Here is a 25872-nt window from a genome sequence, read left to right as displayed (position 1 = left end):
GCGGCTTTACCAACCGTTAGCCCGCACGGCGGATAACCGACCGCGGTGGACTAAATGGGATGTGAGACATGTATCTAAAGAAAATCGACGGGCCACGGTCCGTGAAACTGCCGGACGGCACCGTGATGACGCGTGCGGACCTGCCGCCGCCGGACACCCGGCGCTGGGTCGCCTCGCGCAAGGCCTGCGTGGTGCGCGCCGTGGCCTTCGGCCTGCTGTCGCGGTCGGAAGCCAAGACACGCTATGCGTTGTCCGATGACGAGTTGTCGGAATGGGAAGGGGCCGTGCGCGATCACGGGGAAGCCGCACTCAAGGCGACAGCCCTGCAAAAATTCAGACAACCTAAGGCAGAGTTGTAAAGTTCTTCAGGTCCGGTAACGTGTGGTTAACCATTGTTACCCTAAGATGGGGGCAGACACCGACTGAGCGGAGAAGCGACATGCGTGTATTGCTGGTAGAAGACGATCCATCCACGGCCAAGAGCATTGAACTGATGCTCAGCCATGCCAACCTGAACGTCTATACGACCGACCTGGGCGAGGAAGGGATCGACCTTGCGAAGCTCTATGACTACGACCTGATCCTGCTCGACATCAACCTGCCCGACATGAACGGGCATGAGGTTTTGCGCCAACTGAGGATGAGCAGGATCGAAACCCCGATCCTGATCCTCTCCGGTGAAGACGGGACCGAAAGCAAGCTCAAGGGCTTCGGCTTCGGTGCCGACGACTACATGACGAAACCGTTCCACCGCGAAGAGCTTGTGGCCCGGATCCACGCGATCATCCGCCGCTCCAAGGGGCACGCCCAGTCGATCATCAAGACTGGTGCCATCGCGGTCAATCTGGACGCCAAAACGGTTGAGGTGGACGGCAGCCCCGTGCATCTCACCGGCAAGGAATACCAGATGCTGGAGCTGCTCAGCCTGCGCAAGGGCACGACCCTGACCAAGGAAATGTTCCTCAACCACCTCTACGGCGGTATGGATGAGCCCGAGTTAAAGATCATCGACGTCTTCATCTGCAAGCTGCGCAAGAAACTGTCCGAGGCGACCGGCGGCGACAACCACATCGAAACCGTCTGGGGCAGGGGCTATGTGTTGCGCGACCCCGAACCGATGGACCAGCAGGACCCGCAGAAAATCGCCATCAACGCCTGACCGGCGCCGGTGTTGCGGCGGGCGCGGGTTACGCCTATGGCGGGTTGCATGCCGCAGGGGACCGCCCGCTTTCCGCGCCGATCCCGAACGGCAGGGCTGGACGCGACAGGGGTGCGGACCTATCACTTGGGTCAGGCAACATCTGACGAACATGGGGGTAGGACGTGGCGCAGGACCGTCCGGTTGACGAGCTGACCAAGACCGAAGCCGCGCAGGAACTCGCGCGGCTTTCCACCCTTCTGGCGCAGGCGAATACCGCCTATTATCAAAAGGATGCGCCGGATCTCTCCGACGCGGACTACGACGCGCTCAAACAGCGCAACGCCCGGATCGAAGCGCGGTTCCCCGATCTCAAACGTGCCGACAGCCCCAGCGATCAGGTCGGCGCCGCCCCCGCTGCGGGCTTCAAAAAGGTGCAGCACGCGCTGCGCATGTTGTCGCTGGCCAATGCCTTCGAGGATGAAGACATCGTCGAATTCGACCGGTCGGTGCGTAAGTTCTTGGGCCTCAAAGGAAAGCTCGCCTATACCGCCGAGCCCAAGATCGACGGGCTGTCCCTCTCCCTGCGCTATGAGGGCGGCACCCTCGTCCGCGCGGCCACCCGTGGCGATGGTGAAACCGGCGAGGATGTGACCGCCAACGCGCGCACCATCGACGATATCCCCACGACGCTCCCCAACGCGCCCGAGGTGCTCGAAGTCCGGGGCGAGGTCTATATGTCCCACGCCGATTTCGAAGCCCTCAACGCCCGGCAAGCGGCCGCGGGCGACAAGACCTTCGCCAATCCGCGCAACGCCGCCGCCGGATCGCTGCGCCAGCTCGACTCTGCAATCACCAAGGCCCGCCCGCTGAAATTCTTCGCCTACGCCTGGGGCGAGGTTTCGGCGCCCCTGGCCGACACCCAAAGCGGCGCCATCGACCGTCTGGCCGCGCTGGGGTTCCAGACCAACCCCCTAACGGTAGTTTGCGCCGGACCTCGCGAGATGCTCGCCCATTACCACCGGATCGAGGCGCAGCGGGCGACGCTGGGCTATGACATTGACGGCGTCGTCTACAAGGTGGACGACCTCGCCCTGCAGGCCCGCCTTGGCTACCGCTCGACCACCCCCCGCTGGGCCATCGCTCATAAATTCCCCGCCGAACTCGCCTGGACCCGGCTCGACGCCATCGACATTCAGGTGGGCCGCACCGGCGCGCTCAGCCCCGTCGCCCGCCTGACCCCGGTCACCGTGGGTGGCGTGGTGGTGTCCAACGCGACCTTGCACAACGAGGATTACATCGCCGGGCGCGGCAACAAGGGCGAAGAGATCCGCGGCGGCAAGGACATCCGCGTGGGCGACTGGGTGCAGGTTTATCGCGCGGGTGACGTGATCCCCAAGGTGGCGGACGTTGACCTCGCCAAACGCCCTGCCGACGCGCAACCTTACGTCTTCCCCACGACCTGCCCGAAATGCGGCTCGGACGCGGTGCGCGAAGAAGGCGACGCCGTGCGCCGCTGTACCGGCGGCCTCATCTGCCCGGCGCAAGCGGTTGAGAAGCTGAAACATTTCGTCTCCCGCGCGGCTTTCGACATCGACGGTCTCGGCGCCAAACAGGTTGAGGCGTTCTACCACGACGACCAGCTTCCGGTGAAGGAACCGGCGGATATCTTCACCCTGCAGGCCCGCGATGCCGCCGCGCTCACCAAGCTGGCCAACCGCGACGGCTGGGGCGCCACCAGTGCAAAGAACCTCTTCCAGGCCATTGAGGATAAACGGGAAATCGCGCTGGCCCGCCTCATCTTCGCCCTCGGCATCCGGCACGTGGGCGAGAGTGGATCGAACCTGCTTGCCCAGCATTACGGCACGTGGCAGGCCTTCGAGTCCGCGATGACCAAGGCCACGTTGAACGAAGGCGCGGTCTGGGACGATCTGGTGAGCATCGACGGCGTGGGCGACGTCATGGCGGCCTCGGTCGTCACGACCTTCCAGCAAGAGGCCGAGCGCGCTTCGATCGACCGGCTGGTGGCGCAGCTCACAGTCAAACCGGCACGCAAGCCGAAATCCGACAGCCCCGTCGCCGGCAAGACCGTCGTCTTCACCGGTACGCTGGAAAAGATGACCCGCGCCGAGGCCAAGGCCCGCGCTGAAGCGCTTGGCGCCAAGGTCAGCGGCTCGGTCAGCAGCAAGACCGACCTGCTCGTGGCAGGGCCGGGTGCCGGTTCCAAGGCGAAGAAGGCCGCCGAACTCGGGATCGAGACGCTGGACGAAGACGGCTGGCTCGCTCTGGTCGACGGCGCATGACCGGCCGGCCGGAAATCCTCTGGCCGCTTTTCGCCGCGCTCGACAGCCTCGACGGGATCGGGCCGAAATCGGCGCAGGCGCTGGCCGCGGCCCAGATCGAGAAGGCCCGCGATCTGCTTTTCACGCTGCCCCATTCCGGCATCGACCGCCGCCGCCGCAGCTCGATCCTCGAAGTGCAGCCGCCCGCCGTCTGCACGGTCGAAGTGGTCATCGGTCAGCACCACGCGCCCGCGCAACGGGGCCGGCCCTACCGCGTGACGGTGGAGGATGCGCAAACCTCATTCCAGCTCGTGTTCTTTCGCGGCCACGGCGAATACCTGCGCAAACAGCTTCCCACGGGCCAGCGCCGGGTCGTTTCGGGCCGCGTCGAGATGTTCGACGGCATGGGCCAGATGGTCCACCCCGACCACATCCTGACCCCCGATGCGGCCGAACAGATTCCGGTGTATGAACCGGTCTACCCGCTCACCGGGACGATCACGCAGAAGGCGATGTTCAGGGCCACCGCCGACCTTCTGGCGCGTCTGCCCGATCTGCCCGAATGGATCGACCCCGCTTTGCGCGCGCGCGAAGGCTGGCCGGAGTGGCACGTGGCCCTTGCGCAGGCGCACCGGCCCATGACCTCGGCGGAGGTGCAGCCCACCGCGGCCGCGCGCCAGCGCCTCGCTTATGACGAGGTGATGGCCCATCAATTGACCCTCGCACTGGCCCGCGCCAAGACCCGGCGCGGCAAGGGGCGCGGCACCGGGGGCGATGGCCGCAAACGGCGCAAGGTCTTGGCCGCGCTGGGTTTTTCCCCCACGGGCGCGCAGACCCGCGCGGTCGCGGAGATCGCCGAGGATATGGCCAAACCCCAGCGGATGAACCGCTTGCTCCAGGGCGACGTGGGCGCGGGCAAGACGTTGGTGGCGCTCATGGCGCTGCTGATCGCGGTCGAGGCGGGCGGGCAGGGCGTGATGATGGCGCCTACGGAAATCCTCGCGCGGCAACACCTTGAAGGGCTGCGCCCGCTCGCCGATGACGCAGGCGTCGTGCTCGAGATCCTCACCGGACGCGACAAGGGGGCCGAGCGGCGCGCGAAACTCGCAGCACTGGCGGCGGGCGACATCCATATTCTTGTGGGCACCCATGCCGTGTTCCAGAAGGACGTCGTGTTTCACGATCTGCGCCTTGCCATCATTGACGAGCAGCACAGGTTCGGCGTGGCGCAGCGTATGGAACTGGGCGCAAAGGGGCAGGCGGTGGATGTGCTGGTGATGACCGCCACGCCGATCCCGCGCAGTCTTGCCCTCGCGCAATATGGCGACATGGACGTGAGCGTTCTGGACGAAAAGCCCCCCGGTCGCACGCCGGTGACCACCGCGCTTGTCAGCACCGCCCGGATGGATGAAGTCATCGAGCGTCTGCGCGCTGCCGTGGCCGAAGGGCGGCAGTGCTACTGGGTCTGCCCGCTGGTCGAAGAAAGCGAAACCAGCGACATGACCGCCGCCGAAGAGCGGTTCAAACGCCTGCGCGCCACGCTCGGAGAGGGCGTTGTCGGCCTTGTACACGGCCAGATGCCCCCGGCGGACAAGGACGCCGCCATGGCCCGCTTCGTGGGCGGAGAGACCAAGGTTCTGGTCGCGACCACGGTGATCGAGGTCGGCGTCAACGTGCCCAATGCCTCGATCATGGTGATCGAACGGGCGGAGTCCTTCGGTCTGGCGCAGTTGCACCAGTTGCGCGGCCGGGTCGGGCGCGGGGCGGCGAAGTCGACCTGCCTTCTGATGTATCAGGCTCCCCTGACCGAGGGCGGCCGGCAGCGCCTTGAAATCATGCGCGAAACCGAAGACGGATTCCGCATCTCGGAAGAAGACCTCGCCATGCGCGGGGCGGGCGACGTGATCGGCACCGCGCAATCGGGTCTGCCCCGGTTCCGCATCGCCGATCTGGAACGCCAGACCGCGCTGATGGCGCTGGCGCAATCGGATGCGCGCAAACTGCTTGCCGATGATCCTGACCTGAGCAGCGACCGCGGGGCCGCCGCGCGGCTCGTCCTGTGGCTCATGGAGCAGGACAAGGCCATTCGTTTAATATCAGTGGGTTAGCACCTCCTCGTTCTTTTTGTTCTCGTTTGTTCTTATAAAGTTCTTGCGTTAATGCGTGGTTAATGGAACAAAGGGGCAACAGAAGGAACATGAAAGGGAGAGGTGATCATGGCCAGAGAAATCAAAAGCGTTATTGTCCGCTCGTCCGAGACGATCCTAGCCGATGCGCTTGGTATGGCGGCCCTGATCGTGATGCTGTTCGCGGCGCTTTATCTGCCCAATCTGTTCTGACTGTCTGCCTTCGCGTTTCGTGCCGGTGGTCCCGGATCTCGTGTCCCACCATCTGATCTGCCGACGTTCGACATTGCCTGTCTTGCCGCGTCCCGGGACACTGCCTGTCCCGACCCCGCCGGTGCCTCACGAAATGCAATCCTGCCGCCGCTTTCCCTGTCCCGGAAAGCGGCGGTTTTTTTCTTTGGAGGGGGCTAGCGGGCCTGCGCCGTGCGGGCAGCCGCAAAAGCGTCAAGTGTCGCGTCGAAGGCCAGAAGGATCGAGGCGTGGCGGTTCTTGTACTCCGCCGCGGGTGCCAGAACTTCGAGCCCGTCAAAGGGCGCCTCCGGCACCGCGCCCCCGTCTTTCAGCATGGCGTGAAGCTGATCGCGCCCTTTTTGCACCGTCGCCTCATCCTGACCGATGACGTTCGCGCCGACCACCGCCGCCGAGGCCTGTCCGAGCGCGCAGGCTTTCACATCCTGCCCGTAATCGCTGATCCGACCGTCCTTCAGCACCAGATCCACCGTCACCGTCGAGCCGCAGAGCGGCGAGCGCCGCTTCGCCGTGCCGTCCGGCGCTTCAAGCCGCTGGCGATGGGGAATATCGGCCGCCAGCCCCAGAATGCGGGTCGAATAGAGCTTGATAAGGTCGGTGTCTGCGGACATGTCGGTTTGCCTTTGTGCATCTGCCCCTCTAGATAGGCGCGCAGCGCGCGGTTGCCAAAGGAAAACCTGCAATGACCTTCGATCCATCCACATTATCCTACGATTCCAACGGCTTGATCCCTTGCATCGCGCAGGATCACCGCTCTGGCGAGGTGTTGATGCTGGCCTGGATGAACGCCGAGGCCGTCGCGCGGACCTTGCAGACGCGCAAGGTCACCTATTGGTCGCGCTCGCGCCGCGCCTTCTGGGTGAAGGGAGAGACCTCGGGCTATGTGCAACGTCTGGTGGACCTGCGCCTTGACTGCGACCGCGATTGCCTGCTGGCTGTGGTCGACCAATCCGGTCCGGCCTGTCACACCAACCGCCGCTCCTGCTTCTACACCTCGGTCATCGAGGGCGACGAGGTGGAATTGATGGCGCCCGAGGGCTGACCACCGCACGTCACAGGCCGACCATGGCGCGAATGTCGTCGGGCGTCGCCCCCTCGGCGCGGTATTTCGCCAGCGCGCGAGCGTCGTCGCGCTTGGCCAGCCGCTTGCCGTCCCCGTCGCGGATCAGCCGGTGATGGTGGTAAATCGGCGTGGGCAATCCCAGCAGGCGCTGCAGGATCACATGGATTTTCGTGGCCTCGAACAGGTCCTGCCCGCGCACCACATGGGTGATGCCCTGCGCCGCATCGTCCAGCACTACCGACAGATGATACGACGTGCCCAGATCACGACGCGCCAGAACGATGTCGCCGATGGTCTCGACCGCTTCGTCCAGCGAGACCGTGATGCGGCCGGTTTGTCCCTCGGGGCCAGCGCCGGTCTCGGTGAAAACCAGGGGGGCCCCGGCGAGCCGCTCAGCCACCCGCGCCAGCGATAGCCGCAGGGCCGTATCGGCGGGATAGGGGGCGGTGCCGGTCCGCGACAGGTTCGCGCGGCAGGTGCCCGGATAGATCAGCCCGTCCGGCCCCGTCGCGGGGGCCGCCCCTTCCTGCGGGGCCGAGAGCGCGTCGAGCACGTCGCGGCGGGTGCAACTGCAGGCAAAAGCGAGGCGCTCCGCCCACAGCTGTTGCAACGTCGCGCGATAGGCGGGCATCCGGTCCGACTGGCGCATCACCGGCTCTGGCCAAGACAGGCCCAGCCAGCGCAGATCGTTATAGATCGCGGCCTCCCACTCCGGCCGCGCGCGGGTAAGGTCGATGTCCTCAATCCGCAAAAGGAATTCTCCCTTTGCGGACAAGGCCATATCATGCGCTGTTAACGCAGAATATGCGTGGCCCAAATGCAGCGGACCGGTGGGGGACGGGGCGAACCGGGTCCTCATGGGCGGGCCCCCGCGGGACCGCGTGGGGCCCCTGCGATATCGCGCCCCGTGCCCCTCATCCCAGCCAGGCCGTCCAGTCCGCCTTGGCGCGGTCCGTATAGGCCTTGTAGCGATCCTTGCGCCCGCGGCGTCCGCCTTTCAGCCCCTCCACCGGAGGGAACAGGCCGAAATTGACGTTCATGGGCTGGAAGGTCTTGGCGTCGGCCCCGCCGGTGATGTGGGTCACCAGCGCGCCGGTGGCGGTAGTAGCAGGCACCGGGGGCAGCGTCTCTCCGCGCAGCTCGGCGGCCGCCAACCGGCCCGCCAAAAGCCCCATGGCCGCACTTTCAACGTAGCCTTCAACGCCGGTGATCTGTCCGGCAAAACGAATATTCGGCTTCGATTTCAGGCGCATCCGGTCGTCCAGCAACGTCGGCGCGTTCAGGAACGTGTTGCGGTGGATGCCGCCAAGTCGCGCGAAACTGGCATTTTCAAGGCCCGGAATACGTTTAAAAACATCGACTTGCGCGCCATACTTCATCTTGGTCTGGAAGCCTACGATATTGTAAAGCGTGCCAAGGGCGTTGTCCCGGCGCAGCTGCACCACTGCATAGGGCTTCACCTCAGGCTGGTGCGGATTGGTCAGCCCCACGGGTTTCATCGGACCGAACCGCAGGGTTTCGCGCCCCCGTTCCGCCATGACCTCAATGGGCAGGCAACCGTCGAAATAGCCCGCGGTTTCACCTTCCTTGAACGCGGTCTTTTCCGCCGCCAGCAGGGCGTCGATGAAGCCTTCGTAATCCTCTTTCGTCATCGGACAGTTCAGGTAGGCGGTGCGCTCTGCCTCGGTTTCGCCCTTGTCGTAGCGCGACTGCATCCAGGCTTTGCTCATGTCGATGCTGTCGGCATAGACGATGGGCGCGATGGCGTCGAAAAACGCCAGCGCCTCGGCCCCGGTCTCACTGGCGATTGCCTCGGCCAGCTTGCCCGAGGTCAGCGGGCCGGTGGCGATGATCCACTGCCCGTCATCGGGCAGCGTGTCGATTTCTTCGTGCGATACCGATATGTTAGGATGCGATGTTAAAGCTTGGGTCACGCTTTCGGCGAAAGGGTCCCGGTCCACGGCCAGCGCGCCACCCGCGGGCAGTTTGTGCCGGTCCGCGGTTTGGATGATCACCCCGTTGGCGGCGCGCATTTCCCAATGCAACAGGCCCACGGCGTTCTGTTCGTCGTCGTCCGAGCGGAAGGAATTCGAGCACACCATCTCGGCCAGATGGCCGGTGCGGTGGGCGAAGGTTTCGACCTTGGGGCGCATTTCGTGGATCACGACCTGGGCGCCCTGTTGCGCCGCCTGCCAGGCCGCTTCCGACCCGGCCATGCCGCCGCCGATGATATGGAGTTTTTCTGTCATGGCCGTCAGATAGGACGTCCCGCGCCGCAATGAAAGGGCGGAATGGCGCGGCGGTGCAGGAACGGCACGCGCTCCTATCCTGCCACGAAAAAAGCCCGGCCGAAATGGCCGGGCTTCTCATGCGATGGATGTGGCTTAGCGCATGGGGGCGAAGACATCGCCCAGAACGCCCAAGGCATCGGCCTGCGCGGTCGAGGCGCGGTCCACCAGCAGCGATTCGCGGCCGGTTTCGAAGGACAGGGCAAAGCCCAGAACGTCGATGTCCGGGCCACCGCTGAAGGATGCCTGCCCGTAGGACACGTCGAGCCACATGTCGTTGCGCATCTCATAGCCACCGCTGACCGAGACGAGGTCTACGTCGCCGTCGAAATCGGCATAGCCGCCGCCGACGCGGAAATTGTTGCCAAGATCGTAGTTGCCGTTCACGGCGAAAATATCGATGCCATCAGAGGTCATATAGGTCGCAGCAAATTCGCTACCGCCCAGATCGAAATCTGACGCGAACGTGGCCCCGGTTTCACCGTCGACTTCGGTGATCGCAAGGCTCATCTCAAGCTGTGGCATGACCGAATAGCCGCCATAGACGGTGGTGATCGTCTCGGCGCCGCTCACATCCGGCTCGCTCAGGTTGATACCCACGGCGCCGGGGCCGAACTGGTATTCGCCACCGATGTTGTAGATCGTCAGATCGAAACCTTCGACGTCGATGTAGTCAAGGCCTACATAAACAGCCGCTTGCGGCACAATGAAATAGCCAGCGCGCATGTCGAGTGCGGTGAGAGTAATGTCGTCCTCAAGATCAAGGTAGCCGGTGCTGCCGTTGAACACGAACCCGCCCGAGCGGTAATCCAGACCGCCGCCGAGGCTGAACAGGCTGCCATCGCTCCCGCCGGTAGAGAGGTTGCTGTAGCCTGCGCCGAAGCTTTGGTATTCGATGCCCTGAGCTAGAGCAGAGGTGCCCAGTGCCAGAATAGGCAGGGCAAGAGTAGTTGCTTTGATGGTCACGTTAATGGTCCGTTCAGCTTGAAAACACTGCATAATTGCACGGGTGTGATACCGCTAACCCTGTGCGGGAACAATGGAGTTGGCCGGTATTTCGCCTGTCTTGGTGCCTCGACCCGAATGCGTTGCCTTCCTGCCACGGCGGCAAAAGGCGGCCATGGCACACGCGGGGCGTCGATGCAAAACACGCGCCCGGATCGAGCGCGTGTTGCAGGTTCAAATTGTGTGCGGCGTCAGCTTTCGCCGCCCTCGGTTGCGTCCTCGATCGCATCCTCGTCGCCCTGATCGGCGATCCACGCGACCGAGACGACTTCTTCGCCCTTGCCGGTGTTGAACACCTTCACGCCGCCGGCGGAGCGCGACCGGAACGAGATGCCGTCAACCGGCACGCGAATCGATTGGCCTTTTGAAGTGGCGAGCATGATCTGGTCGTCCAGCTCCACCGGGAAGGAGGCCACGATCTCACCGCCGCGCATGGCCTTGTCCATCGCCGTCACACCCATGCCGCCGCGGCCGCGCACCGGATAGTCGTGCGAGGAGGACAGCTTGCCCGACCCGCCCGAGGTGATCGTCAGGATCAGGTTCTCGGCGGCGGACATTTCGGCGTAGCGCTCCTGCGGGAGGGGGCCGTCGGCGTTGCCGTCTTCGTCGTCGCTGGCCTCCTCCTCGGTCACGCCCGCCATGGCGCGGCGCATCTTGAGGTAGGCCGCGCGCTCGTCCGCTTCCGCGTCGAAGTGGCGGATCACCGACATCGATACGACCTTGTCGTCACCGGAAAGCTTGATCCCGCGCACCCCCTGCGACGCGCGCGAGTTGAACACCCGCACGTCCGTCGTGGGGAAGCGGATCGCCCGGCCCGAGTTCGTCACCAGCATCACGTCGTCGTCATCCGAACAGATGCGCGCGTTGATGAGCGAGATATCCTCATCCTCTTCGAACTTCATCGCGATCTTGCCGTTGCGCATGACGTTGGTGAAATCCGACAACCGGTTGCGGCGCACCGTCCCGGCGGAGGTGGCGAAGACGATCTGCAGATCGTCCCATTCCTTCTCGTCCCGGTCCACGGGCATGATCGCCGCGATCGACACGCCGGTGGGAATCGGCAGGATGTTGACGATGGCCTTGCCCTTGGACGTGCGTGAGCCAGCGGGCAGGCGCCAGGTCTTGAGCTTGTAGACCATCCCGTCGGTGGTGAAGAACAAAAGCTGCGTGTGGGTGTTGGCAACGAAGAGCGTGGTGACCACGTCATCCTCTTTCAGACCCCCGCCCGAGACACCCTTGCCGCCGCGTTTCTGGGCGCGGAAGTCGGCCAGCGCGGTGCGCTTGATATAACCGCTCTCGGTGACCGTGACGACCATGTCCTCACGCTCGATCAGGTCCTCGTCCTCCATGTCGCCGGACCAGTCCACGATCTCGGTGCGGCGCGGCACGGCGAACAGGTCGCGACATTCCTGCAGTTCGTCCCGGATGATCCCCATGATCCGCTCGCGCGAGCCGAGAATCTCGAGGTATTCCTTGATCTTGCGCGCCAGCTCTTCCAGCTCGTCGGTGACTTCCTGCACCCCGAGTTGCGTCAGCCGCTGCAGGCGCAGCTCAAGGATCGCGCGGGCTTGGATTTCGCTCAGGTTATAGGTGCCGTCCTCGTTCGCCGTATGGGTCGGATCGTCGATCAGCTTGATGAAAGGCAGGATTTCCTCGGCCGGCCAGGCGCGCTCCATCAGCGCGGTGCGCGCGGCGGGCGCGTCGGCCGAGGCGCGGATCGTGGCCACGACTTCGTCCACGTTGGACACCGCCACCGCAAGGCCGCAAAGCACGTGGGCCCGGTCGCGCGCCTTGTTGAGCTCAAACGCGGTGCGGCGAATGACGACATCTTCGCGGAAATCAAGGAAAGAGGTCAGGAACCGGCGCAGGGTCAGCGTCTCGGGCCGGCCCCCGTTCAGCGCCAGCATGTTGCACCCGAACGAGGTCTGCATCGGCGTGAAGCGGAACAGCTGGTTCAGCACCACCTCGGCGGTGGCATCGCGTTTGAGCTCGACCACCACGCGCACGCCGTTGCGGTCGGATTCGTCCTGCACGTGAGCGATGCCCTCGATCTTCTTGTCGCGGGCGGCCTCGGCGATGCGTTCCACCATGGTCGATTTGTTCACCTGATAGGGGATCTCCTCGATCACGATGGCCCAGCGGTCGCGGCGAATCTCCTCAACCTTGGTCTTGGCGCGGGTCACGACCGAGCCGCGCCCCTCAAGATAAGCCTTCCGCGCGCCCGAGCGGCCCAGCATGATGCCGCCCGTGGGGAAATCGGGGCCGGGGACGTATTCGATCAGCTCTTCCGAGGACAGGTCCGGGTTCTCGATCAGCGCCAGCGTGGCGTCCACAACCTCGCCCAGATTGTGCGGCGGGATGTTGGTGGCCATGCCCACGGCGATGCCGCCTGCGCCGTTGACCAGCATGTTGGGGAAGCGCGCGGGCAGGACCGTCGGTTCGCGGTCCTTGCCATCGTAGTTGTCCTGAAAATCGACCGTGTCCTTGTCGATGTCCGCCAGCAAAAAGGCAGCCGGCTTGTCCATCCGCACCTCGGTGTAGCGCATGGCCGCGGGGTTGTCCCCGTCCATGGAGCCGAAGTTGCCCTGACCGTCCAGAAGCGGCAGCGACATGGAGAAATCCTGCGCCATGCGCACCAGCGCGTCATAGATCGCAGAGTCGCCGTGGGGGTGGTATTTACCCATCACATCGCCCACCGGACGGGCGGATTTGCGGTAGGGTTTGTCGTGGGTGTTGTTGGTCTCGTGCATCGCATAAAGGATGCGCCGGTGCACCGGTTTCAGCCCGTCGCGCAGATCGGGGATCGCGCGGCTGACGATCACCGACATGGCATAGTCGAGATACGAGGTCCGCATCTCGGAGGTGATCGAGATCGACGGCCCGTCGAACACAGGCCGCTCGGGCGGCAATTCGCCTTCGGTTTCAGGGGGTTGAGGAGTATCGCTCATGTCATTTGCCTGTCCGCTGCGCGCCCCCGATTCGAGCCGGTGCGCATGGTCTATATCTTGTTGGGCGCAGACTATCAGAGCATAGGGGTGGTGCAAACAGGAAGTGGCGCAAATCGGCGGGGCCGGTGCCCGATGGGGGCATCCGGCCCCGTGCTGGCGGGCGCGGGATCAGGGGGCGGGATCGGGGCGCTGCCCCGAACCCCGAGGTATTTTTGAACCAAAGAAGGGCGGTTCGTGCTGGCGTCAGGACTTGGCGCGGGCGAGCATGCCGTAAAGGTCGCGCGGGTCGTCCGGGTCGGCCAGCATGTCGAGGTCGATGTAGTAATCGGTTCCCTTGATCGCCTTGTGGATGCAGCGCAGGGCCGAGAAATCCTCGATCGCGAAGCCGACGCTGTCGAACAGCGTGATCTGGCGCGCGTCGCGGCGGCCCGGCGTCTTGCCCGCGAAGACTTCGTGCAGCTCGATCACCGGGTGATCCTCGGCCAGCGCCTGAATCTCGCCTTCGACGCGGGTCTGGGGCGGGAACTCTACGAAAATGTCCGAGCGGTGCAGGATGTCGCTGTGCAACTCCGTCTTGCCCGGGCAGTCGCCGCCGATGGCGTTGATGTGCACGCCGGCGCCCACCATGTTGTCGGTCAGCACCGTCGCGTTCTGCTTGTCGGCGGTGCAGGTGGTGATGATCTGCGCGCCGGTGACCGCATCCTCGGGGGTCGTGCAAGAGATCACGGTCAGGCCGGAGCCTTCGAGATTGGCCGCACACTTCCGCGTCGCCGCAGGGTCGGTGTCATAAAGGCGCACGGTGTCCACGCCGCAGATCGCCTGAAACGCGCGGCACTGGAATTCCGACTGCGCGCCGTTGCCGATCATCGCCATGGTGGTGGCCCCCTCGGGGGCCAGATGTTTCGCCGCCAGCGCCGACATGGCCGCCGTGCGCAGCGCGGTGAGCAGGGTCATCTCGGACAGCAGCACCGGATAGCCCGAGTGCACGTCTGCCAAGAGGCCGAAGGCGGTGACGGTCTGTAGCCCCTCGGCGGTGTTCTTGGGGTGACCGTTGACGTATTTGAAGCCGTAAAGCTCTCCGTCGGAGGTGGGCATCAGTTCGATGACGCCGACCTCGGAATGCGAGGCCACGCGCGGCGTCTTGTCGAACGCCTCCCAGCGAAGGAAATCTTCTTCGATGGCATCGGCGAGCATCCGCAGCATGGCATCCAGCCCGTGGTGGTGGACAAGGCGCATCATGTTGTCGACAGAAACGAAGGGCACAAGGGCCAGTTTGGACGGGGCGAGGGTCATGGGAGCTCCTTTCAAAAATCAGGCAAAAGACCGGGTCGGGCGGTCGAACACCCGGCGGCCCATGAGTGACGCGGTCAGATCCACCATCAGGTGCGCCGTCTTGCCACGGTCATCCATGAAGGGGTTGAGCTCGACCAGATCGAGCGAGGTGACCAGCCCGGAATCGTGCAGCATCTCCATCACCAGATGGCCTTCGCGCATGGTCGCGCCGCCGGGCACGGTGGTGCCCACGGCCGGGGCGATGGTGGGGTCGAGGAAATCCACATCGAGCGAGACGTGCAGCAGGCCACCGGCCGCCGCAACCTTGTCGAGGAACTCCGCCAGCGGCGCGCGGATGCCGCCTTCGTCGATGGCGCGCATATCCGCCAGCGCCATCTTCGTCTGCGCCAGCGCTTCGTGTTCCGCCGGATCGACCGAGCGCAGCCCGATCATGCAGACGTTCTCGGCCGGGACCGGATTGCCCACCTCGGGGAAGTCATCAAAGCCCGCGCGGCCGGTGAAATAGCCCACCGGCGTGCCGTGCAGGTTGCCGCTGTCGGTGCTTTGCGGCGTGTGGAAGTCGCTGTGCGCGTCCAGCCAGAGCACGAAAAGCGGTCGGCCCTGTTCGGCAGCGTGATCGGCGATCCCCGCCACGGTGCCCAGCGCCAGCGAATGGTCGCCGCCAAGGAAGATCGGCAGACCTTCGGCCGCGACCTTTTTGGCGGTGGTCTTCAGGCGGCGCGTCCAGCCCACGGTCTGGGGCAGGGCGACGAGGTGGGGATGCTCGGCGATGTCTGTCTCTTCCGGTGTCAGGTTGCCGGTGTCGGTGACGCTGTGGCCCAGTTCGGTCAGGGTTTCGGCCAGTCGTGCGGTGCGGAAGGCGTCGGGGCCCATGATGCAGCCCTTGCGGTCCTTGCCACTGTCCACCGGCGCGCCGACGAGGATGATGTTCTGTGGGGTCATGTGAGGCTCCTGCTTGGTTGCTGCGGAGCTTTGCGCGGGTTGCGCGCTCGCGGAAGAGGGCAGATTGTGCAATCTGGGTTGATATTGCGCAAAATGGGCAGTTGGTATGGACGATCTGGATACGCGGCTGATCAAGGCGTTGCAGCGGGACGGGCGGGCCACGATCTCGGAGCTGAGCCTTGATCTCGGGGTCACGCGGGCCACGGTGAAGGCGCGGCTGGACCGGCTGCGCGCGCGCGGCGAGATCGCAGGCTTCACCGTGCTGACCCGCGCCGATGTCGCCGCCCATGGCGTGCGGGGCCTGATCATGCTGGGCATCGAAGGGCGCGGGACCGAGACGGTGATGCGCGCGCTGCTGAACATGGTCGAGGTTCAGGCGGTGCATTCCACCAACGGCACCTGGGATCTGATCGTCGAGATCGGCACTGAAACACTCGACGCGCTGGACGAGGCCCTGTTCCGCATCCGCCGCATGGGCGGGGTGACCCGGTCGGAGACAAGCCTGTTGCTCAGCACCCGCCGGGCGGGACGGTGAGGTAAGAGGGGGCGCTGCCCCCCGCGCTGGCGCGCGTCCCCCGAGGTATTTTAGAACCAGAGAAGCGGGGGTCAGCGGCGGGCGGCGGTGAACCAGAGCGCGGCAAGCAGCGCGGAGAACAGCGCGTTGTAGCTCGCCATGGACAAGCCCAGCAGGCTCCAGATCACATCGTCGCACATGACGATGGGGGCGATGTCGGTGCTCAGAAGGTCGGTGCCAAGGCCGCCGCCGCCGGTGCAGCTTGACGGACCTTCCCACCAGCCGCGCTCAACCCCCGTGTGATAGGCGCCCAGCCCCGCGGTGGTCAGTGCCGCCAGCCCGCCGATCCAGGCCAGCGGGCGCATCAAGGCGGGCCGCACCAGGGCAACCGCGCCGGCAAGGATGGCCAACGCATGGGGCCAGCGTTGCCACAGGCACATCTTGCAGGGCGGGTAGCCCAGCAGCTGAAAGATGAATGCGCCGCCCAGCAGCGCCGCGCTGCCAAGGGTGGCCAGAAGGATCAGGTTCGCTTTGCTCATAGATACCGCACCAGAAAGAAGCCGCCCACAAGGATCACGCAAAACAGGGTGAACACAAGGCCAAGGCGCTTTTCGATGAACTGTTTGATCGGAGTGCCGAACCGCCACAGCAACGCGGCGATGACGAAGAACCGCAGCCCGCGCGCGATCAGCGAGGTGACCATGAAGGTGCCCAGCGGCATCGCCGTCCAGCCCGACATGATGGTGATGACCTTGTAAGGGAACGGGGTAAGACCCGCTACCAGCACCGCCCAGAAGCCCACATCGTTGAAGCGCGTGTTGAAGGCCGCCACCGCATCGCCCTTGCCCAGCGCGGTCAGGACCGGCTGGCCGATGCTGTCGAAGGCGAACATGCCGATGGCATAGCCCAAAAGCCCGCCCAGCACCGAGGCCAGCGTCGCCACGCCCGCGATCAGGAAAGCGCGGCGCGGGGCGGCGATGATCATCGGGATCATCAACAGATCCGGCGGGATCGGAAACACCGAGCTTTCGATGAAGGCGACAAAGGCCAGCGCCCAGAGCGCATAGGGCGCCGTGGCGTGGGACAGGGTCCAGTCGTAAAGGCGGCGGATCATCGGGAACTGCTCGGTCCTGTTTTTGGTTGGGGTTCTATTAGCGGCATTGCCGCAGCAGAACCAGACCAAAGGAGCACCTCATGAAATGGAGAGGTCGGCGGGGCAGCCGCAACATCGTGGATCGCAGACGGGTCAGCGGGGGCCGTGCGGCGGGCGGCATTGGCGGCGTCGCGGGGGTGCTGATCCTTCTGGCGGGGCTTTATTTCGGGGTTGATACCTCGGGCTTTGTCGATCTGGGCGGGGGCGGCAGCCAGCAAAGCGCCGAGGTCACGCCGGCGGATGAACGCGCGGCCGAGTTCGTCTCGGTTACCCTGGCGGACACCGAAGAGGTCTGGGCCGATGTGTTCCGCGAGCAAGTGGACGGGCCGTATAACGCGCCCGAGCTGGTGCTGTTCAAGGGCGCCGTGCAATCGGACTGCGGCGGCGCCACCGCGCAAAGCGGGCCGTTCTACTGCCCCGGCGACAAACGCGCCTATCTCGACACCAATTTCTTCACCACGCTGGAGCAGCGGCTGGGCGCGGGCGGGGATTTCGCCGCCGCCTATGTGGTCGCCCATGAGGTGGCCCACCACGTCCAGAACGAGCTGGGCATTCTGGGGCAGGCCAACCAGATCCGCGCTCAGGTGAGCGAGCGCGAGAGCAACGAGATTTCCGTGCGCATCGAACTTCAGGCCGATTGTTATTCCGGCATCTGGGCCCGGCGCGCCGACGAGAAATTCGACTCGCTCGAGCGGGGCGATATCGCCGAGGCGATGAACGCTGCCGCGCAGATCGGCGACGACACCTTGCAGCGCAACGCGGGCCGCACGGTGACGCCGCACACCTTTACCCACGGCACGTCGGAACAGCGGCAAAGGTGGTTCCGCACGGGTTATGAAACCGGCGATCTGGCGGCCTGTGATACCTTCGGGACGGACCGTCTTTAGCGTTCGGGTTTTTCATTTGCGCTTCATTTGGGCCGTTGACGGGGCGCGGGCAGGCGGCTATTGCAAGCCTCGCGTGCCGGTGTGGCGGAATGGTAGACGCAGGGGATTCAAAATCCCCCGATGGTGACATCGTGCCGGTTCGAGTCCGGCCACCGGTACCACGCGCAATTCCTTGATTTGCATTATAAAAGCCGTCGATCCCCCGGGTCGGCGGCTTTGCTGTTTGACCTGCGTCCTTCTGTCCTGCTCAGACCCGGCGCGCCCCGGTGTATGAGGGCGTTTGCCACCCCAGTTCCGGGGGGCTTTGGTTTTGCTGCGACCTCTGCCATGGTAAGTGGTGGAGGGGATACCTATTAGAATCGGGGCGCTTATGCGACTGACCTCATTCACCGACTACGGATTGCGCATGCTGATGCGCATGGCCAGCGCGCCCGGGCGCGGCTTTTCCACCGCTGAGTTTTCCACCGAGTTCGACGTCTCGCGCCATCATCTGGCGAAGATCATCCAGAAGCTGGCCAGCCATGGCATCGTCGCCACCCGGCGCGGCGCCGGGGGCGGGGCCACGCTGGCGCAACCGGCCGAGGCGGTCAGCGTGGGGCAGGTGGTGCGCGTGCTGGAAGACCGGCAGGCCCTTGTAGAATGTTTCGCCCCCGGTGGCGGCGGGTGTACCCTTGACGGGCGTTGCAAGCTGAAGTCCCGCCTGCGCGCCGCCGAGGCGGCCTTTCTGGCGGAGCTTGACCGCACCACGCTCGCCGACATCGCCCTTTCCCCCCTCACAGATATTGAAGGAGCCGCGTGATGACCCCTGCGGGAACCCTAAGCCGCAACGAGCGGCAATTTGCTTTCGGGCTCTCCATCGCTCTGGCCGTTCTGGGCTTTGCGATGGCGGCCTTCGCGGCCAAGGGCGTCATGGCCGTTCACGGCGCCATGGCGCTGGCGGCGGGTCTGTTCTTGATCTTCCGCATTGGCGGGCAGCTGTACGACTCCGCCGCCGGGCCGGACCGGCACGACCGGTATTTCGACGGGCCAACGCGGTTCGGCGTGGTGATGACGCTGGTCTGGGCGATCATCGCCATGGGCGTCGGCGTCTGGGTCGCGGCTTTGCTCTATTGGCCCGAAGGCACGCCCGCCGTGCCATGGACCAGTTTCGGCCGCCTGCGCCCCGTCCACACCACGGGCATCATCTTCGGCTTTGGCGGCAACGCGCTGATCGCCACCTCGTTCTACGTGTTGCAGCGCACCGCGCGCACGCGGCTGGCCGATGCCGTCAGCCCGTGGTTCGTGCTGATCGGCTTCAACCTGTTCTGTCTCTGGGCGGTAAGCGGCTACCTCATGGGGAGCACCCAGTCCAAGGAATACGCCGAGGCCGAATGGTATGCGGACATCCTGCTGGTGATCGTCTGGGTGGTCTATTTCGTCGTTTACCTGCGCACGTTGGCCCGCCGGCATGAGCCGCATATCTACGTGGCGAACTGGTATTATCTGGCCTTCATTCTGGTCGTGGCGATGCTGCATATCGTCAACAACCTCGCCATCCCCGTGCGCTGGAACGGCGCGGACAGTTTCACCATTTGGGCCGGGGTGCAGGACGCAATGATCCAGTGGTGGTATGGGCACAACGCCGTGGCCTTCTTCCTGACGGCGGGCTTTCTGGGCATGCTCTATTACTTCCTGCCGGTGCGCTCGGGCCGTCCGATCTGGTCCTACCGGCTGTCAATCCTGAGCTTCTGGGGCATCGTGTTCTTCTACGTCTGGGTCGGCTCGCACCACCTGCATTACACCGCGCTGCCCTATTGGGTGCAGACCCTCGGCATGACCTTCTCGGTGATGCTGCTGGTGCCAAGCTGGGCCTCGGCGGGCAACGCCATCGCCACGCTGAACGGCGCCTGGCACAAGGTGCGCGATGATGCGACGCTGCGCTTCATGTTCGTCGCAGCGGTGTTCTACGGGCTTTCCACGTTCGAGGGGTCTTTCCTTGCCATCCGGCCCGTGAACTCGCTGTCGCATTACACCGACTGGACCGTGGGCCACGTGCATTCGGGCACGCTGGGCTGGGTCGCGATGATCATCTTCGGCGCGCTCTACACCATGGTGCCACAGTTGTCGGGCCGCGAAACCATGGCCTGGCCCCGCGCCATCGAATGGCACTTCTGGCTCGCCGTGGGGGGCACGCTTGTTTACGTGGTCTCCATGTGGAACGCGGGCATCATCCAGGGGCTGATGTGGCGTGCCTATGACGAGAATGGCGCGCTGTCCTACAGCTTCGTGCAATCGGTCGAAGCCATGGCCCCCTATTACCTGATCCGCACCATCGGTGGCGGCATGTTCCTGACCGGCGCGATCATCTGCGCGGCCAACTGCTATGCCACGTTCCGCAGCGCGCCCCTTATGGCCGAGCCGCGCGATGTGCCCCTTAGACCCACGCCGGCGGAGTAAGCTATGCTCAGACTTCATTACAACCTTGAGAAGGTCTCGATGGGCCTTGTGGTGGCGATCATCGTCGCCGCCTCGATCGGCGGCATCGTCGAGATTGCGCCCCTGTTCACCATCGACGAGACGGTCGAAATCCCCGAGGATATGCGCCCCCACACGCCGCTGGAACTCGCCGGACGGGAAATCTACATCCGCGAAGGGTGCTATGCCTGCCACAGCCAGATGGTGCGCAGCCTTGCCGATGAGCTGGACCGCTACGGGCCTTATTCGCTGGCCGCCGAAAGCGCCTATGACCACCCGATGCTTTGGGGGTCCAAACGCACCGGACCGGACCTTGCCCGACTGGGTGAGAAATACTCCGACGACTGGCACACCGCCCACCTCATCGATCCGCGCAGCGTGGTGCCTGCCTCGATCATGCCCGCCTATCCGTGGCTGATGCGGCCGCTCGACACCGAGATCCTGAGCGATCAACTGGCGGTGCTGGCGACCCTCGGCGTGCCCTATGGCCCCGAGATGATTGAGGCCGCCGTGGCCGACGCGCTGGGGCAAAGCCAGCCGGACACCGATGGTGGCGACGCGGTGCGCGAACGCTACGGTGAGGGTGTGCCCGTGCGCGCCTTTGACGGCGACCCCTCGCGCCTGACCGAGATGGACGCGGTCGTGGCCTATCTGCAGGCTCTGGGCACCCTGACAAATGCTCCCTACGCGACCACGGTGGAGTTGACGCAATGAGCCACGACACCCTTGTTTATTTGGCCAAGACCCTTGGGCCGATCTGGATGATGGGGTTTTTCCTGATCGTCGCGATCCGCGCCTACAACCCCAAACGCCGGGCCGAACAGGACCGCATCGCGCGCTCGATCCTGACCGACACGCCCGAGGAGGACCGCCATGAGCGATGATCCACGCCTCAACCCCGATCCGTCCCGCGATCCGGCGCAGCAGATCGACGAAGAGACCGGCCACCGCGAGATTGACCCCGTCACCGGCTATGACACCACCGGCCATGACTGGAACGGCATCCGCGAGTTGAACACCCCGTTCTCGCGCATTGCGCTCTGGGCGATGATCCTGACGTTCCTCTATTCCGTGGTCGCCTGGATCCTGCTGCCCGCTTGGCCCTATGGGTCAAGCTTCACCCGCGGCGTGCTGGGGCTGGACCAACAGACCATGGCGGATGAGCGGTTTGCCCGGATCGCCGCCGACCGTGCCACTTGGATGGCGCCCTTCGAGGCGAGCGATTTCGAGGCCGCGCAGGCGGACCCGATGCTCATGGGCCCCGCAATGCTGGCCGCCGACCGGCTCTATCAGGACAATTGCGCCGCCTGTCACGGCACTGACGGGGCCGGCGGGCCGGGCTATCCCGCGCTCAACGATGCCCATTGGCTCTGGGGGGGCACGCCCGGGATCATCGCCGAAACCCTGCACGTGGGCATCAACGCCGACCGCGACGACACCCGCTTCGCGCAGATGCCTGCGTTCGACTATCTTGAGCGCCGCGAACGCCACGCGCTGGCCGATTACGTCGTGGCGCTGAAGGACGGCAGCGCCGATCCGCAAAGCGAGGGCGGCGTGCTGTTTCTGGACAATTGCAGCGCCTGCCACGGGGACGATGGCGCGGGCGGATATGAGAACGGCGCGCCATCGCTCACCGATGACGCGGTGATCTACGGGCAGGACCGCGACAGCGTGCTGGAAACCCTGCGCTACGGGCGACAGGGCGTGATGCCCGCATGGTCCGACCGGCTGAGCGAGGGCGACATCAATCTGCTCGCGCTCTACGTGGCGACCTTGGCGCAGGAGGGTGAGGCCGAAGAAGGGGCGCAGCCATGACCGCGGTCACCCAGCGCCGTTTGGCCATTGTCGCGGCGGTGCTCGCGGCGGGGGTGTTCATCGCGGCCAATGCGCATCTGTTCCTCGTCGCCTTCCAGTCGCAGCCCGCCTGCACCCTGACGGACCCCGTCGCTGCCGCCAAACCGGCCTGTTGAAAGGTTTCTTCATGCTTGAACCGCTTCCGACACTCCGCACCCCTATCAAACCGCCCCGCCGCCACGCGCGCGGCTTGCCCGCCAGCACCGCCTTTGATTGGCTGTCACACGGCTGGCAGGATTTCCGCCACGGGCTGGCGCAAAGTCTGGTCTACGGGGTGATGATCGTGGCGCTGTCCTATCTGATCCTCTGGGCGGTGGCTGCGGCGGGGATGCTTTACCTCGCGCTGCCGATGATCGCGGGCTTCCTGATCATCGGGCCGTTCTTCGCCGTGGGGCTTTACGAAAAAAGCCGCGCGCTTGAAGCGGGCGAGCCGATCGGCCTTGGAAGGATGCTGGTCCTGCGGGGCCGCCCGCTGGGGCAGTTGGCCTTTGCGGGGCTGATGCTGGGGATGCTCGTGCTGTCGTGGATCCGCACCGCCGATCTGCTTTACGCGCTGTTCTTCGGGCTCACGCCCTATCCGGGGGCCGAGGATGCGCTGGTGAACGTCCTGACCACCCCGCGCGGCTGGATGCTGATCCTTACGGGCACCGCCACGGGGGCGCTCTTTGCCGCCTTCGCCTTCGCGCTCAGCCTGTTCTCGATCCCGATGATCGTGGCGGAAAAGCGCGACGCGCTCACTGCGCTTGGCACCAGCTTCGTGATGACGACGCAGAATCTGGCCCCGACCATGACCTGGGGGGCCATCGTCGCCGGTGGCATCCTGCTGAGCTTTCTGACCGGTCTGCTGGGCCTTGCCATCGTCTTCCCGATCCTTGGCCACGGCACGTGGCATGCCTATCGCGCGATCCGGGTGGTCGAGGCATGAGCCTTCTGTTGCTCATCCCGTTGTCCATCGGCATGGGGCTGATCGGCTTGCTCGCGTTCCTTTGGGCGCTGCGGCACGACCAGTTCGACGACCCCGAGGGCAATGCCGCACGGGTGCTGATGCCCGAGGCCGAGGCCCGCCCGAGGGCCGAGCGCGACCGCCGCGACTGACCGCGCCTTGGTGCCCCGCGCCTCAAGTCAGAACGTGGCCTTCGGGCTCCAGCGGCGCGGGCGGGATGCGGCTCAAGGCTTCGGCCACGGAAATCTCCATCGTGCGGCACATGGCGTCCAGCGGCAGGCCGTTCTCGACGTTGCGGAAGGGCAGTTCAAGCTCGTTGGTCACCGCCTGCAACCCGAAAAACACATAGGCCACCACCGCCGCTAAGGCGGGGGCGAAACCGCCCGAGGGTTCGATCAACGCGAAGGGCAGAAGCCCGCAATAAAGATAGGTCGTCCGCCGCACCAGCAGTGAATAGACGAAGGGCAGCGGGGTGAGCAGGATCCGCTCGCACCCGGCCTGCGCCTCGGCCAGTGTCGAGACCGAGCCGGCAATGGTCATCTGCCCGAACCCGTCCAACGCGCCGGCCCGTCCCAGCGTCGCGACCTCGTCCGCCAGCGCGCGCAAGGCAGCGTCAGCGGGGTTGCCATGCGCCGCGATCCGCGCGGCGCGGCCTGCGTCCATCCACGGCGTCATCTCGGCCTGCACATCGACGCTGCGCAGCTTGCCGCGCAACGCATGGGCAAAGACCACCGCGCAAGACAGCATCCTCTCACGCCCCTCGGGGCTGTCCACGAAGATCGTCGCGTGCCGCCCCAGAGTGCGCACCTCGGCGATCATCGTCCCCCAAAGCTTGCGCGCCTCCCACCAGCGGTCGTAAGCGGCGTTGTTGCGAAAGCCCAGAAACAGCGACAGCGCCACGCCGAAAACCCCCATCGCCCCGATCGAGATATGCGGCAGCGGCGTGACCTTGCGGTCCAGCAGCAGCACGATCGCGGTGATCAGCGCCACGCCCACGATCCGCCCGATGATCTTCGGCACGATCGACCCTTGCAGAACGAAAAACAGCTTGAGGTTGGAAGGGTGCTCTCGCACGATCATGGGCCGGTCCTTAAGGCTTGGGGGCGGATGTCGGCCCTTATCGGGGGTGACGGCGCGGAAATCCAGCGCAATGGCGGCGGTCGTCTATGGAATGTCGAAGCCCTCAGGCGCCAGTTCGAACCCCTCGAACCGGAAGCCGGGGCTGACGGTGCAGCCCACCAGCGTCCAGTCGCCGGTGGTCGCCGCCGCCTGCCAGTGGTCTTTCGGCACGATGGCTTGCGGCTCTTGCCCGCCGGTCAGATCGGGGCCCAACAGAACCTCGCGCTTGGGGCCCGAATCGTGCTCGGCCAGACGCAGCACCAGCGGTGCGCCCGCGTAATAGTGCCAGATCTCCACTGCATCGACCCGGTGCCAATGGCTTGGCCGGTCGCGCTCAAGCAGGAAATAGATGCAGGTCCCCGAGGGGCGCGGGCCGTCGTCGGCCTGCCACGTCTGGCGATAATAACCGCCCTCGGGGTGGGGGGCGAGGTTGAGCCTTGCGATGATCTCTTGTGCTGTCATGGGCGCAGGTTAGGGTGGTTTGCAACGGGGGCCAAGACGGGCCGTTGTGAAACAGGAAAAAAGGGGCATTTATGCGGGTGATCGTGGTCGGAGCAGGCATCATCGGGGCCTCGGTGGCCTATGCGCTGTCGCGGCGGGGCTGCGATGTCACCGTGATCGACGGTGGGCTGCCCGCCGCCAGCGAGGCCTCGTTCGGGTGGATCAACGCGAGTTTCTATGCCGACGCCGCGCACCACCGGCTGCGGGTGGCGGGGATGCAGGCCCATGAGGCGCTGCAGACCGCCTTGCCGGACCTTCCCATCCGACGCACCGGTGCCTTGTGTTTCGAAGAGCAGGGCGCCGCAATGGCGCGCACCGCCGCCGACCTCGCCGCGCTGTCCTATGGGGTCAAAACCCTTGACGCCGCTCGCATCGCGGAACTGGAGCCCGCTTTGGCGCAGGTGCCGCAAGCCGCCTTGCGGTTCGACGCGGAGCAGGCCGCAGAGCCCGCCGCGATGGCGCAAAGGTTGCTGGCCGCTTCCGGCGCGCGGTTGGTGCGCGGGCTGCGGGTCGCGGGCGTCACGGCGCGCGAGACGGTGACCGGCGTGCGCACGCAGGTCGGCGATTTGCCTGCCGATCGGGTGGTGATCGCCGCCGGATGCGGCGCGCCCGAGATCCTCGCCTCGGTCGGGGTGCGCCTGCCCATGCTGACCCGTCCGGGCGTGCTGGTGACAACGCAACAGCACGCGCCGCGGTTGAACCATATCCTCGTGACGCCCCATGGGGAGCTGCGGCACCTGCCCGACGGGCGGCTGCTCGCCTCGGCGGTGGCGAACCATCAGGGCGACGATGCGGAGAAAGTGGAGGAGACGCCCGAGCAGATCGGCGCGCGCGTCATGGACTGGCTGCGGCCGCTGGTGGGCGCGCCAGACCTGCAATGGGCGCAGGTTGCGCTGGCGCACCGCCCGGTCCCCGAAGACGGCCTGCCGGTGATCGGGCACGCGGGGCCGCAGGGGCTGCACATCGCGGTCATGCATTCGGGCGTGACCTTGGCGGCGATCACCGGACAGGTGACGGCGGACGAAGTCACGGGAGCGGGCGGGCACGATGCCCTGCTGGCCCCCTATCGTCCCGCGCGCTTTCAGCCGTGAAGACTGGCCGCACGGGATCGGG

Annotated in this window: 28 protein-coding genes and 1 tRNA gene; 18 read left to right on the top strand and 11 right to left on the bottom strand. The window is 65.4% G+C overall.

All coding sequences use genetic code 11. The features are described from left to right. Positions 1–68: 68 nt before the first annotated feature. From sciP to DC363_RS17285, 5 genes are all read left to right on the top strand, one after another. The gene (gene sciP, locus DC363_RS12135) at positions 69–359 is read left to right on the top strand and encodes a CtrA inhibitor SciP (protein WP_108641428.1); all 291 of its coding nucleotides are present in this window, start codon (positions 69–71) and stop codon (positions 357–359) included. A gap of 80 nt (positions 360–439) precedes the next feature. After that, positions 440–1159 carry a response regulator transcription factor CtrA gene (gene ctrA / locus DC363_RS12130; protein WP_108641427.1) on the top strand — a complete coding sequence of 240 codons (720 nt, stop codon included), beginning with the start codon at positions 440–442 and terminating at the stop codon, positions 1157–1159. A gap of 164 nt (positions 1160–1323) precedes the next feature. Further along, on the top strand, positions 1324–3441 hold the full coding sequence (gene ligA, locus DC363_RS12125) for an NAD-dependent DNA ligase LigA (RefSeq protein ID WP_108641426.1): 2118 nt from the start codon (positions 1324–1326) through the stop codon (positions 3439–3441). Continuing rightward, positions 3438–5528 carry an ATP-dependent DNA helicase RecG gene (recG, locus tag DC363_RS12120; RefSeq protein WP_108641425.1) on the top strand — a complete coding sequence of 697 codons (2091 nt, stop codon included), beginning with the start codon at positions 3438–3440 and terminating at the stop codon, positions 5526–5528. Before ligA ends, recG begins: the two co-directional genes overlap by 4 nt. A 108-nt stretch (positions 5529–5636) precedes the next feature. After that, entirely contained in the window at positions 5637–5759 is a 123-nt protein-coding gene (locus tag DC363_RS17285; protein WP_277871181.1) for a hypothetical protein, read from the top strand. A 194-nt stretch (positions 5760–5953) separates the two neighbouring features. On the opposite strand, the gene DC363_RS12115 is transcribed toward DC363_RS17285, so the two are convergent. Further along, positions 5954–6406, bottom strand: a complete 453-nt coding sequence (locus DC363_RS12115) for an iron-sulfur cluster assembly scaffold protein (protein WP_108641424.1) — start codon at positions 6404–6406, stop codon at positions 5954–5956. 71 nt (positions 6407–6477) lie between these two features. Here DC363_RS12115 and hisI point away from each other — a divergent pair, with 71 nt between their 5' ends. Beyond that, complete coding sequence (hisI, locus tag DC363_RS12110; protein WP_108641423.1) at positions 6478–6837, top strand: phosphoribosyl-AMP cyclohydrolase; 360 nt, start codon at positions 6478–6480, stop codon at positions 6835–6837. A 10-nt stretch (positions 6838–6847) separates the two neighbouring features. Here the strand turns inward: hisI and gluQRS are convergent, their stop codons facing one another. From gluQRS to rocF, 6 genes are all read right to left on the bottom strand, one after another. Continuing rightward, positions 6848–7717 carry a tRNA glutamyl-Q(34) synthetase GluQRS gene (gluQRS, locus tag DC363_RS12105; RefSeq protein WP_108641422.1) on the bottom strand — a complete coding sequence of 290 codons (870 nt, stop codon included), beginning with the start codon at positions 7715–7717 and terminating at the stop codon, positions 6848–6850. Between the two features lie 55 nt (positions 7718–7772). Then, on the bottom strand, positions 7773–9107 hold the full coding sequence (trmFO, locus tag DC363_RS12100) for a methylenetetrahydrofolate--tRNA-(uracil(54)-C(5))-methyltransferase (FADH(2)-oxidizing) TrmFO (RefSeq protein ID WP_108641421.1): 1335 nt from the start codon (positions 9105–9107) through the stop codon (positions 7773–7775). Between the two features lie 135 nt (positions 9108–9242). Then, positions 9243–10112, bottom strand: coding sequence for a hypothetical protein (locus DC363_RS12095; protein WP_108641420.1), 870 nt, complete (start codon positions 10110–10112; stop codon positions 9243–9245). A 230-nt stretch (positions 10113–10342) separates the two neighbouring features. Next, a complete protein-coding gene (gene gyrA / locus DC363_RS12090) occupies positions 10343–13099 on the bottom strand; it encodes a DNA gyrase subunit A (RefSeq protein WP_108641419.1) in 2757 nt (918 codons plus the stop codon). A gap of 243 nt (positions 13100–13342) precedes the next feature. Continuing rightward, positions 13343–14392 carry an ornithine cyclodeaminase gene (locus DC363_RS12085; protein WP_108641418.1) on the bottom strand — a complete coding sequence of 350 codons (1050 nt, stop codon included), beginning with the start codon at positions 14390–14392 and terminating at the stop codon, positions 13343–13345. A gap of 18 nt (positions 14393–14410) precedes the next feature. Then, a complete protein-coding gene (rocF, locus tag DC363_RS12080; protein ID WP_108641417.1) occupies positions 14411–15334 on the bottom strand; it encodes an arginase in 924 nt (307 codons plus the stop codon). Between the two features lie 106 nt (positions 15335–15440). Between rocF and DC363_RS12075 the strand changes: the two genes are divergently transcribed. Next, positions 15441–15869, top strand: a complete 429-nt coding sequence (locus tag DC363_RS12075) for an Lrp/AsnC family transcriptional regulator (protein WP_108641416.1) — start codon at positions 15441–15443, stop codon at positions 15867–15869. Positions 15870–15940: 71 nt separating this feature from the next. Here DC363_RS12075 and DC363_RS12070 read toward each other — a convergent pair whose 3' ends face one another. Beyond that, positions 15941–16387 carry a disulfide bond formation protein B gene (locus DC363_RS12070; RefSeq protein ID WP_108641415.1) on the bottom strand — a complete coding sequence of 149 codons (447 nt, stop codon included), beginning with the start codon at positions 16385–16387 and terminating at the stop codon, positions 15941–15943. Then, on the bottom strand, positions 16384–16962 hold the full coding sequence (locus DC363_RS12065; protein WP_108641414.1) for a YqaA family protein: 579 nt from the start codon (positions 16960–16962) through the stop codon (positions 16384–16386). Before DC363_RS12065 ends, DC363_RS12070 begins: the two co-directional genes overlap by 4 nt. Before the next feature lie 80 nt (positions 16963–17042). Here DC363_RS12065 and ypfJ point away from each other — a divergent pair, with 80 nt between their 5' ends. The 10 genes from ypfJ to ccoS all read left to right on the top strand — a co-directional run bounded on the left by ypfJ (position 17043) and on the right by ccoS (position 23291). After that, positions 17043–17888: a KPN_02809 family neutral zinc metallopeptidase gene (gene ypfJ / locus DC363_RS12060; RefSeq protein ID WP_108641413.1), complete on the top strand. Its 846-nt coding sequence runs from the start codon at positions 17043–17045 to the stop codon at positions 17886–17888. Between the two features lie 75 nt (positions 17889–17963). Next, positions 17964–18049, top strand: a tRNA-Leu gene (locus DC363_RS12055). Positions 18050–18258: 209 nt separating this feature from the next. Then, entirely contained in the window at positions 18259–18687 is a 429-nt protein-coding gene (locus DC363_RS12050) for an RrF2 family transcriptional regulator (protein ID WP_108641412.1), read from the top strand. Next, positions 18687–20324: a cytochrome-c oxidase, cbb3-type subunit I gene (ccoN, locus tag DC363_RS12045; RefSeq protein WP_108641411.1), complete on the top strand. Its 1638-nt coding sequence runs from the start codon at positions 18687–18689 to the stop codon at positions 20322–20324. Before DC363_RS12050 ends, ccoN begins: the two co-directional genes overlap by 1 nt. A 3-nt stretch (positions 20325–20327) precedes the next feature. Next, complete coding sequence (ccoO, locus tag DC363_RS12040; RefSeq protein ID WP_108641410.1) at positions 20328–21056, top strand: cytochrome-c oxidase, cbb3-type subunit II; 729 nt, start codon at positions 20328–20330, stop codon at positions 21054–21056. Further along, positions 21053–21226, top strand: a complete 174-nt coding sequence (locus DC363_RS12035) for a cbb3-type cytochrome oxidase subunit 3 (protein ID WP_108641409.1) — start codon at positions 21053–21055, stop codon at positions 21224–21226. The genes ccoO and DC363_RS12035 overlap by 4 nt, the downstream gene beginning before the upstream one ends. Continuing rightward, complete coding sequence (gene ccoP, locus DC363_RS12030; RefSeq protein ID WP_108641408.1) at positions 21216–22157, top strand: cytochrome-c oxidase, cbb3-type subunit III; 942 nt, start codon at positions 21216–21218, stop codon at positions 22155–22157. The genes DC363_RS12035 and ccoP overlap by 11 nt, the downstream gene beginning before the upstream one ends. Then, positions 22154–22312, top strand: a complete 159-nt coding sequence (locus tag DC363_RS16860; RefSeq protein ID WP_158270871.1) for a hypothetical protein — start codon at positions 22154–22156, stop codon at positions 22310–22312. The genes ccoP and DC363_RS16860 overlap by 4 nt, the downstream gene beginning before the upstream one ends. An 11-nt stretch (positions 22313–22323) precedes the next feature. Then, a complete protein-coding gene (locus DC363_RS12025; protein WP_108641407.1) occupies positions 22324–23121 on the top strand; it encodes a DUF2189 domain-containing protein in 798 nt (265 codons plus the stop codon). After that, positions 23118–23291 carry a cbb3-type cytochrome oxidase assembly protein CcoS gene (gene ccoS, locus DC363_RS12020; RefSeq protein WP_108641406.1) on the top strand — a complete coding sequence of 58 codons (174 nt, stop codon included), beginning with the start codon at positions 23118–23120 and terminating at the stop codon, positions 23289–23291. Before DC363_RS12025 ends, ccoS begins: the two co-directional genes overlap by 4 nt. Before the next feature lie 22 nt (positions 23292–23313). Here ccoS and DC363_RS12015 read toward each other — a convergent pair whose 3' ends face one another. Both DC363_RS12015 and DC363_RS12010 read right to left on the bottom strand, forming a co-directional pair. After that, complete coding sequence (locus tag DC363_RS12015) at positions 23314–24219, bottom strand: bestrophin family protein (RefSeq protein ID WP_108641405.1); 906 nt, start codon at positions 24217–24219, stop codon at positions 23314–23316. Between the two features lie 84 nt (positions 24220–24303). Continuing rightward, positions 24304–24720, bottom strand: coding sequence for a cupin domain-containing protein (locus DC363_RS12010; RefSeq protein WP_108641404.1), 417 nt, complete (start codon positions 24718–24720; stop codon positions 24304–24306). A gap of 71 nt (positions 24721–24791) precedes the next feature. On the opposite strand from DC363_RS12010, the gene DC363_RS12005 reads away from it, so the two are divergent. Further along, positions 24792–25850 (top strand): NAD(P)/FAD-dependent oxidoreductase, encoded by a 1059-nt coding sequence (locus tag DC363_RS12005; RefSeq protein ID WP_108641403.1) that lies wholly within the window; start codon positions 24792–24794, stop codon positions 25848–25850. Positions 25851–25872 lie beyond the last annotated feature (22 nt).

The organism is Thalassorhabdomicrobium marinisediminis, from assembly GCF_003072065.1.
Taxonomy (GTDB): domain Bacteria; phylum Pseudomonadota; class Alphaproteobacteria; order Rhodobacterales; family Rhodobacteraceae; genus Octadecabacter; species Octadecabacter marinisediminis.
The sequence above is the reverse complement of the archived record's forward strand: the minus strand, read 5'-3'. Positions and strand labels throughout refer to the sequence as shown.

Excerpts from the sequence above, each read along its gene's own strand:
- sciP (WP_108641428.1), top strand. The coding sequence starts at position 69 with ATGTATCTAAAGAAAATCGACGGGCCACGGTCCGTGAAACTGCCGGAC.
- ctrA (WP_108641427.1), top strand. The coding sequence starts at position 440 with ATGCGTGTATTGCTGGTAGAAGACGATCCATCCACGGCCAAGAGCATT.
- recG (WP_108641425.1), top strand. The coding sequence starts at position 3,438 with ATGACCGGCCGGCCGGAAATCCTCTGGCCGCTTTTCGCCGCGCTCGAC.
- DC363_RS17285 (WP_277871181.1), top strand. The coding sequence starts at position 5,637 with ATGGCCAGAGAAATCAAAAGCGTTATTGTCCGCTCGTCCGAGACGATC.
- DC363_RS12115 (WP_108641424.1), bottom strand. The coding sequence starts at position 6,406 with ATGTCCGCAGACACCGACCTTATCAAGCTCTATTCGACCCGCATTCTG.
- hisI (WP_108641423.1), top strand. The coding sequence starts at position 6,478 with ATGACCTTCGATCCATCCACATTATCCTACGATTCCAACGGCTTGATC.
- gluQRS (WP_108641422.1), bottom strand. The coding sequence starts at position 7,717 with ATGAGGACCCGGTTCGCCCCGTCCCCCACCGGTCCGCTGCATTTGGGC.
- trmFO (WP_108641421.1), bottom strand. The coding sequence starts at position 9,107 with ATGACAGAAAAACTCCATATCATCGGCGGCGGCATGGCCGGGTCGGAA.
- gyrA (WP_108641419.1), bottom strand. The coding sequence starts at position 13,099 with ATGAGCGATACTCCTCAACCCCCTGAAACCGAAGGCGAATTGCCGCCC.
- DC363_RS12085 (WP_108641418.1), bottom strand. The coding sequence starts at position 14,392 with ATGACCCTCGCCCCGTCCAAACTGGCCCTTGTGCCCTTCGTTTCTGTC.
- rocF (WP_108641417.1), bottom strand. The coding sequence starts at position 15,334 with ATGACCCCACAGAACATCATCCTCGTCGGCGCGCCGGTGGACAGTGGC.
- DC363_RS12075 (WP_108641416.1), top strand. The coding sequence starts at position 15,441 with ATGGACGATCTGGATACGCGGCTGATCAAGGCGTTGCAGCGGGACGGG.
- DC363_RS12070 (WP_108641415.1), bottom strand. The coding sequence starts at position 16,387 with ATGAGCAAAGCGAACCTGATCCTTCTGGCCACCCTTGGCAGCGCGGCG.
- DC363_RS12065 (WP_108641414.1), bottom strand. The coding sequence starts at position 16,962 with ATGATCCGCCGCCTTTACGACTGGACCCTGTCCCACGCCACGGCGCCC.
- ypfJ (WP_108641413.1), top strand. The coding sequence starts at position 17,043 with ATGAAATGGAGAGGTCGGCGGGGCAGCCGCAACATCGTGGATCGCAGA.
- DC363_RS12050 (WP_108641412.1), top strand. The coding sequence starts at position 18,259 with ATGCGACTGACCTCATTCACCGACTACGGATTGCGCATGCTGATGCGC.
- ccoN (WP_108641411.1), top strand. The coding sequence starts at position 18,687 with ATGACCCCTGCGGGAACCCTAAGCCGCAACGAGCGGCAATTTGCTTTC.
- ccoO (WP_108641410.1), top strand. The coding sequence starts at position 20,328 with ATGCTCAGACTTCATTACAACCTTGAGAAGGTCTCGATGGGCCTTGTG.
- DC363_RS12035 (WP_108641409.1), top strand. The coding sequence starts at position 21,053 with ATGAGCCACGACACCCTTGTTTATTTGGCCAAGACCCTTGGGCCGATC.
- ccoP (WP_108641408.1), top strand. The coding sequence starts at position 21,216 with ATGAGCGATGATCCACGCCTCAACCCCGATCCGTCCCGCGATCCGGCG.
- DC363_RS16860 (WP_158270871.1), top strand. The coding sequence starts at position 22,154 with ATGACCGCGGTCACCCAGCGCCGTTTGGCCATTGTCGCGGCGGTGCTC.
- DC363_RS12025 (WP_108641407.1), top strand. The coding sequence starts at position 22,324 with ATGCTTGAACCGCTTCCGACACTCCGCACCCCTATCAAACCGCCCCGC.
- ccoS (WP_108641406.1), top strand. The coding sequence starts at position 23,118 with ATGAGCCTTCTGTTGCTCATCCCGTTGTCCATCGGCATGGGGCTGATC.
- DC363_RS12015 (WP_108641405.1), bottom strand. The coding sequence starts at position 24,219 with ATGATCGTGCGAGAGCACCCTTCCAACCTCAAGCTGTTTTTCGTTCTG.
- DC363_RS12010 (WP_108641404.1), bottom strand. The coding sequence starts at position 24,720 with ATGACAGCACAAGAGATCATCGCAAGGCTCAACCTCGCCCCCCACCCC.
- DC363_RS12005 (WP_108641403.1), top strand. The coding sequence starts at position 24,792 with ATGCGGGTGATCGTGGTCGGAGCAGGCATCATCGGGGCCTCGGTGGCC.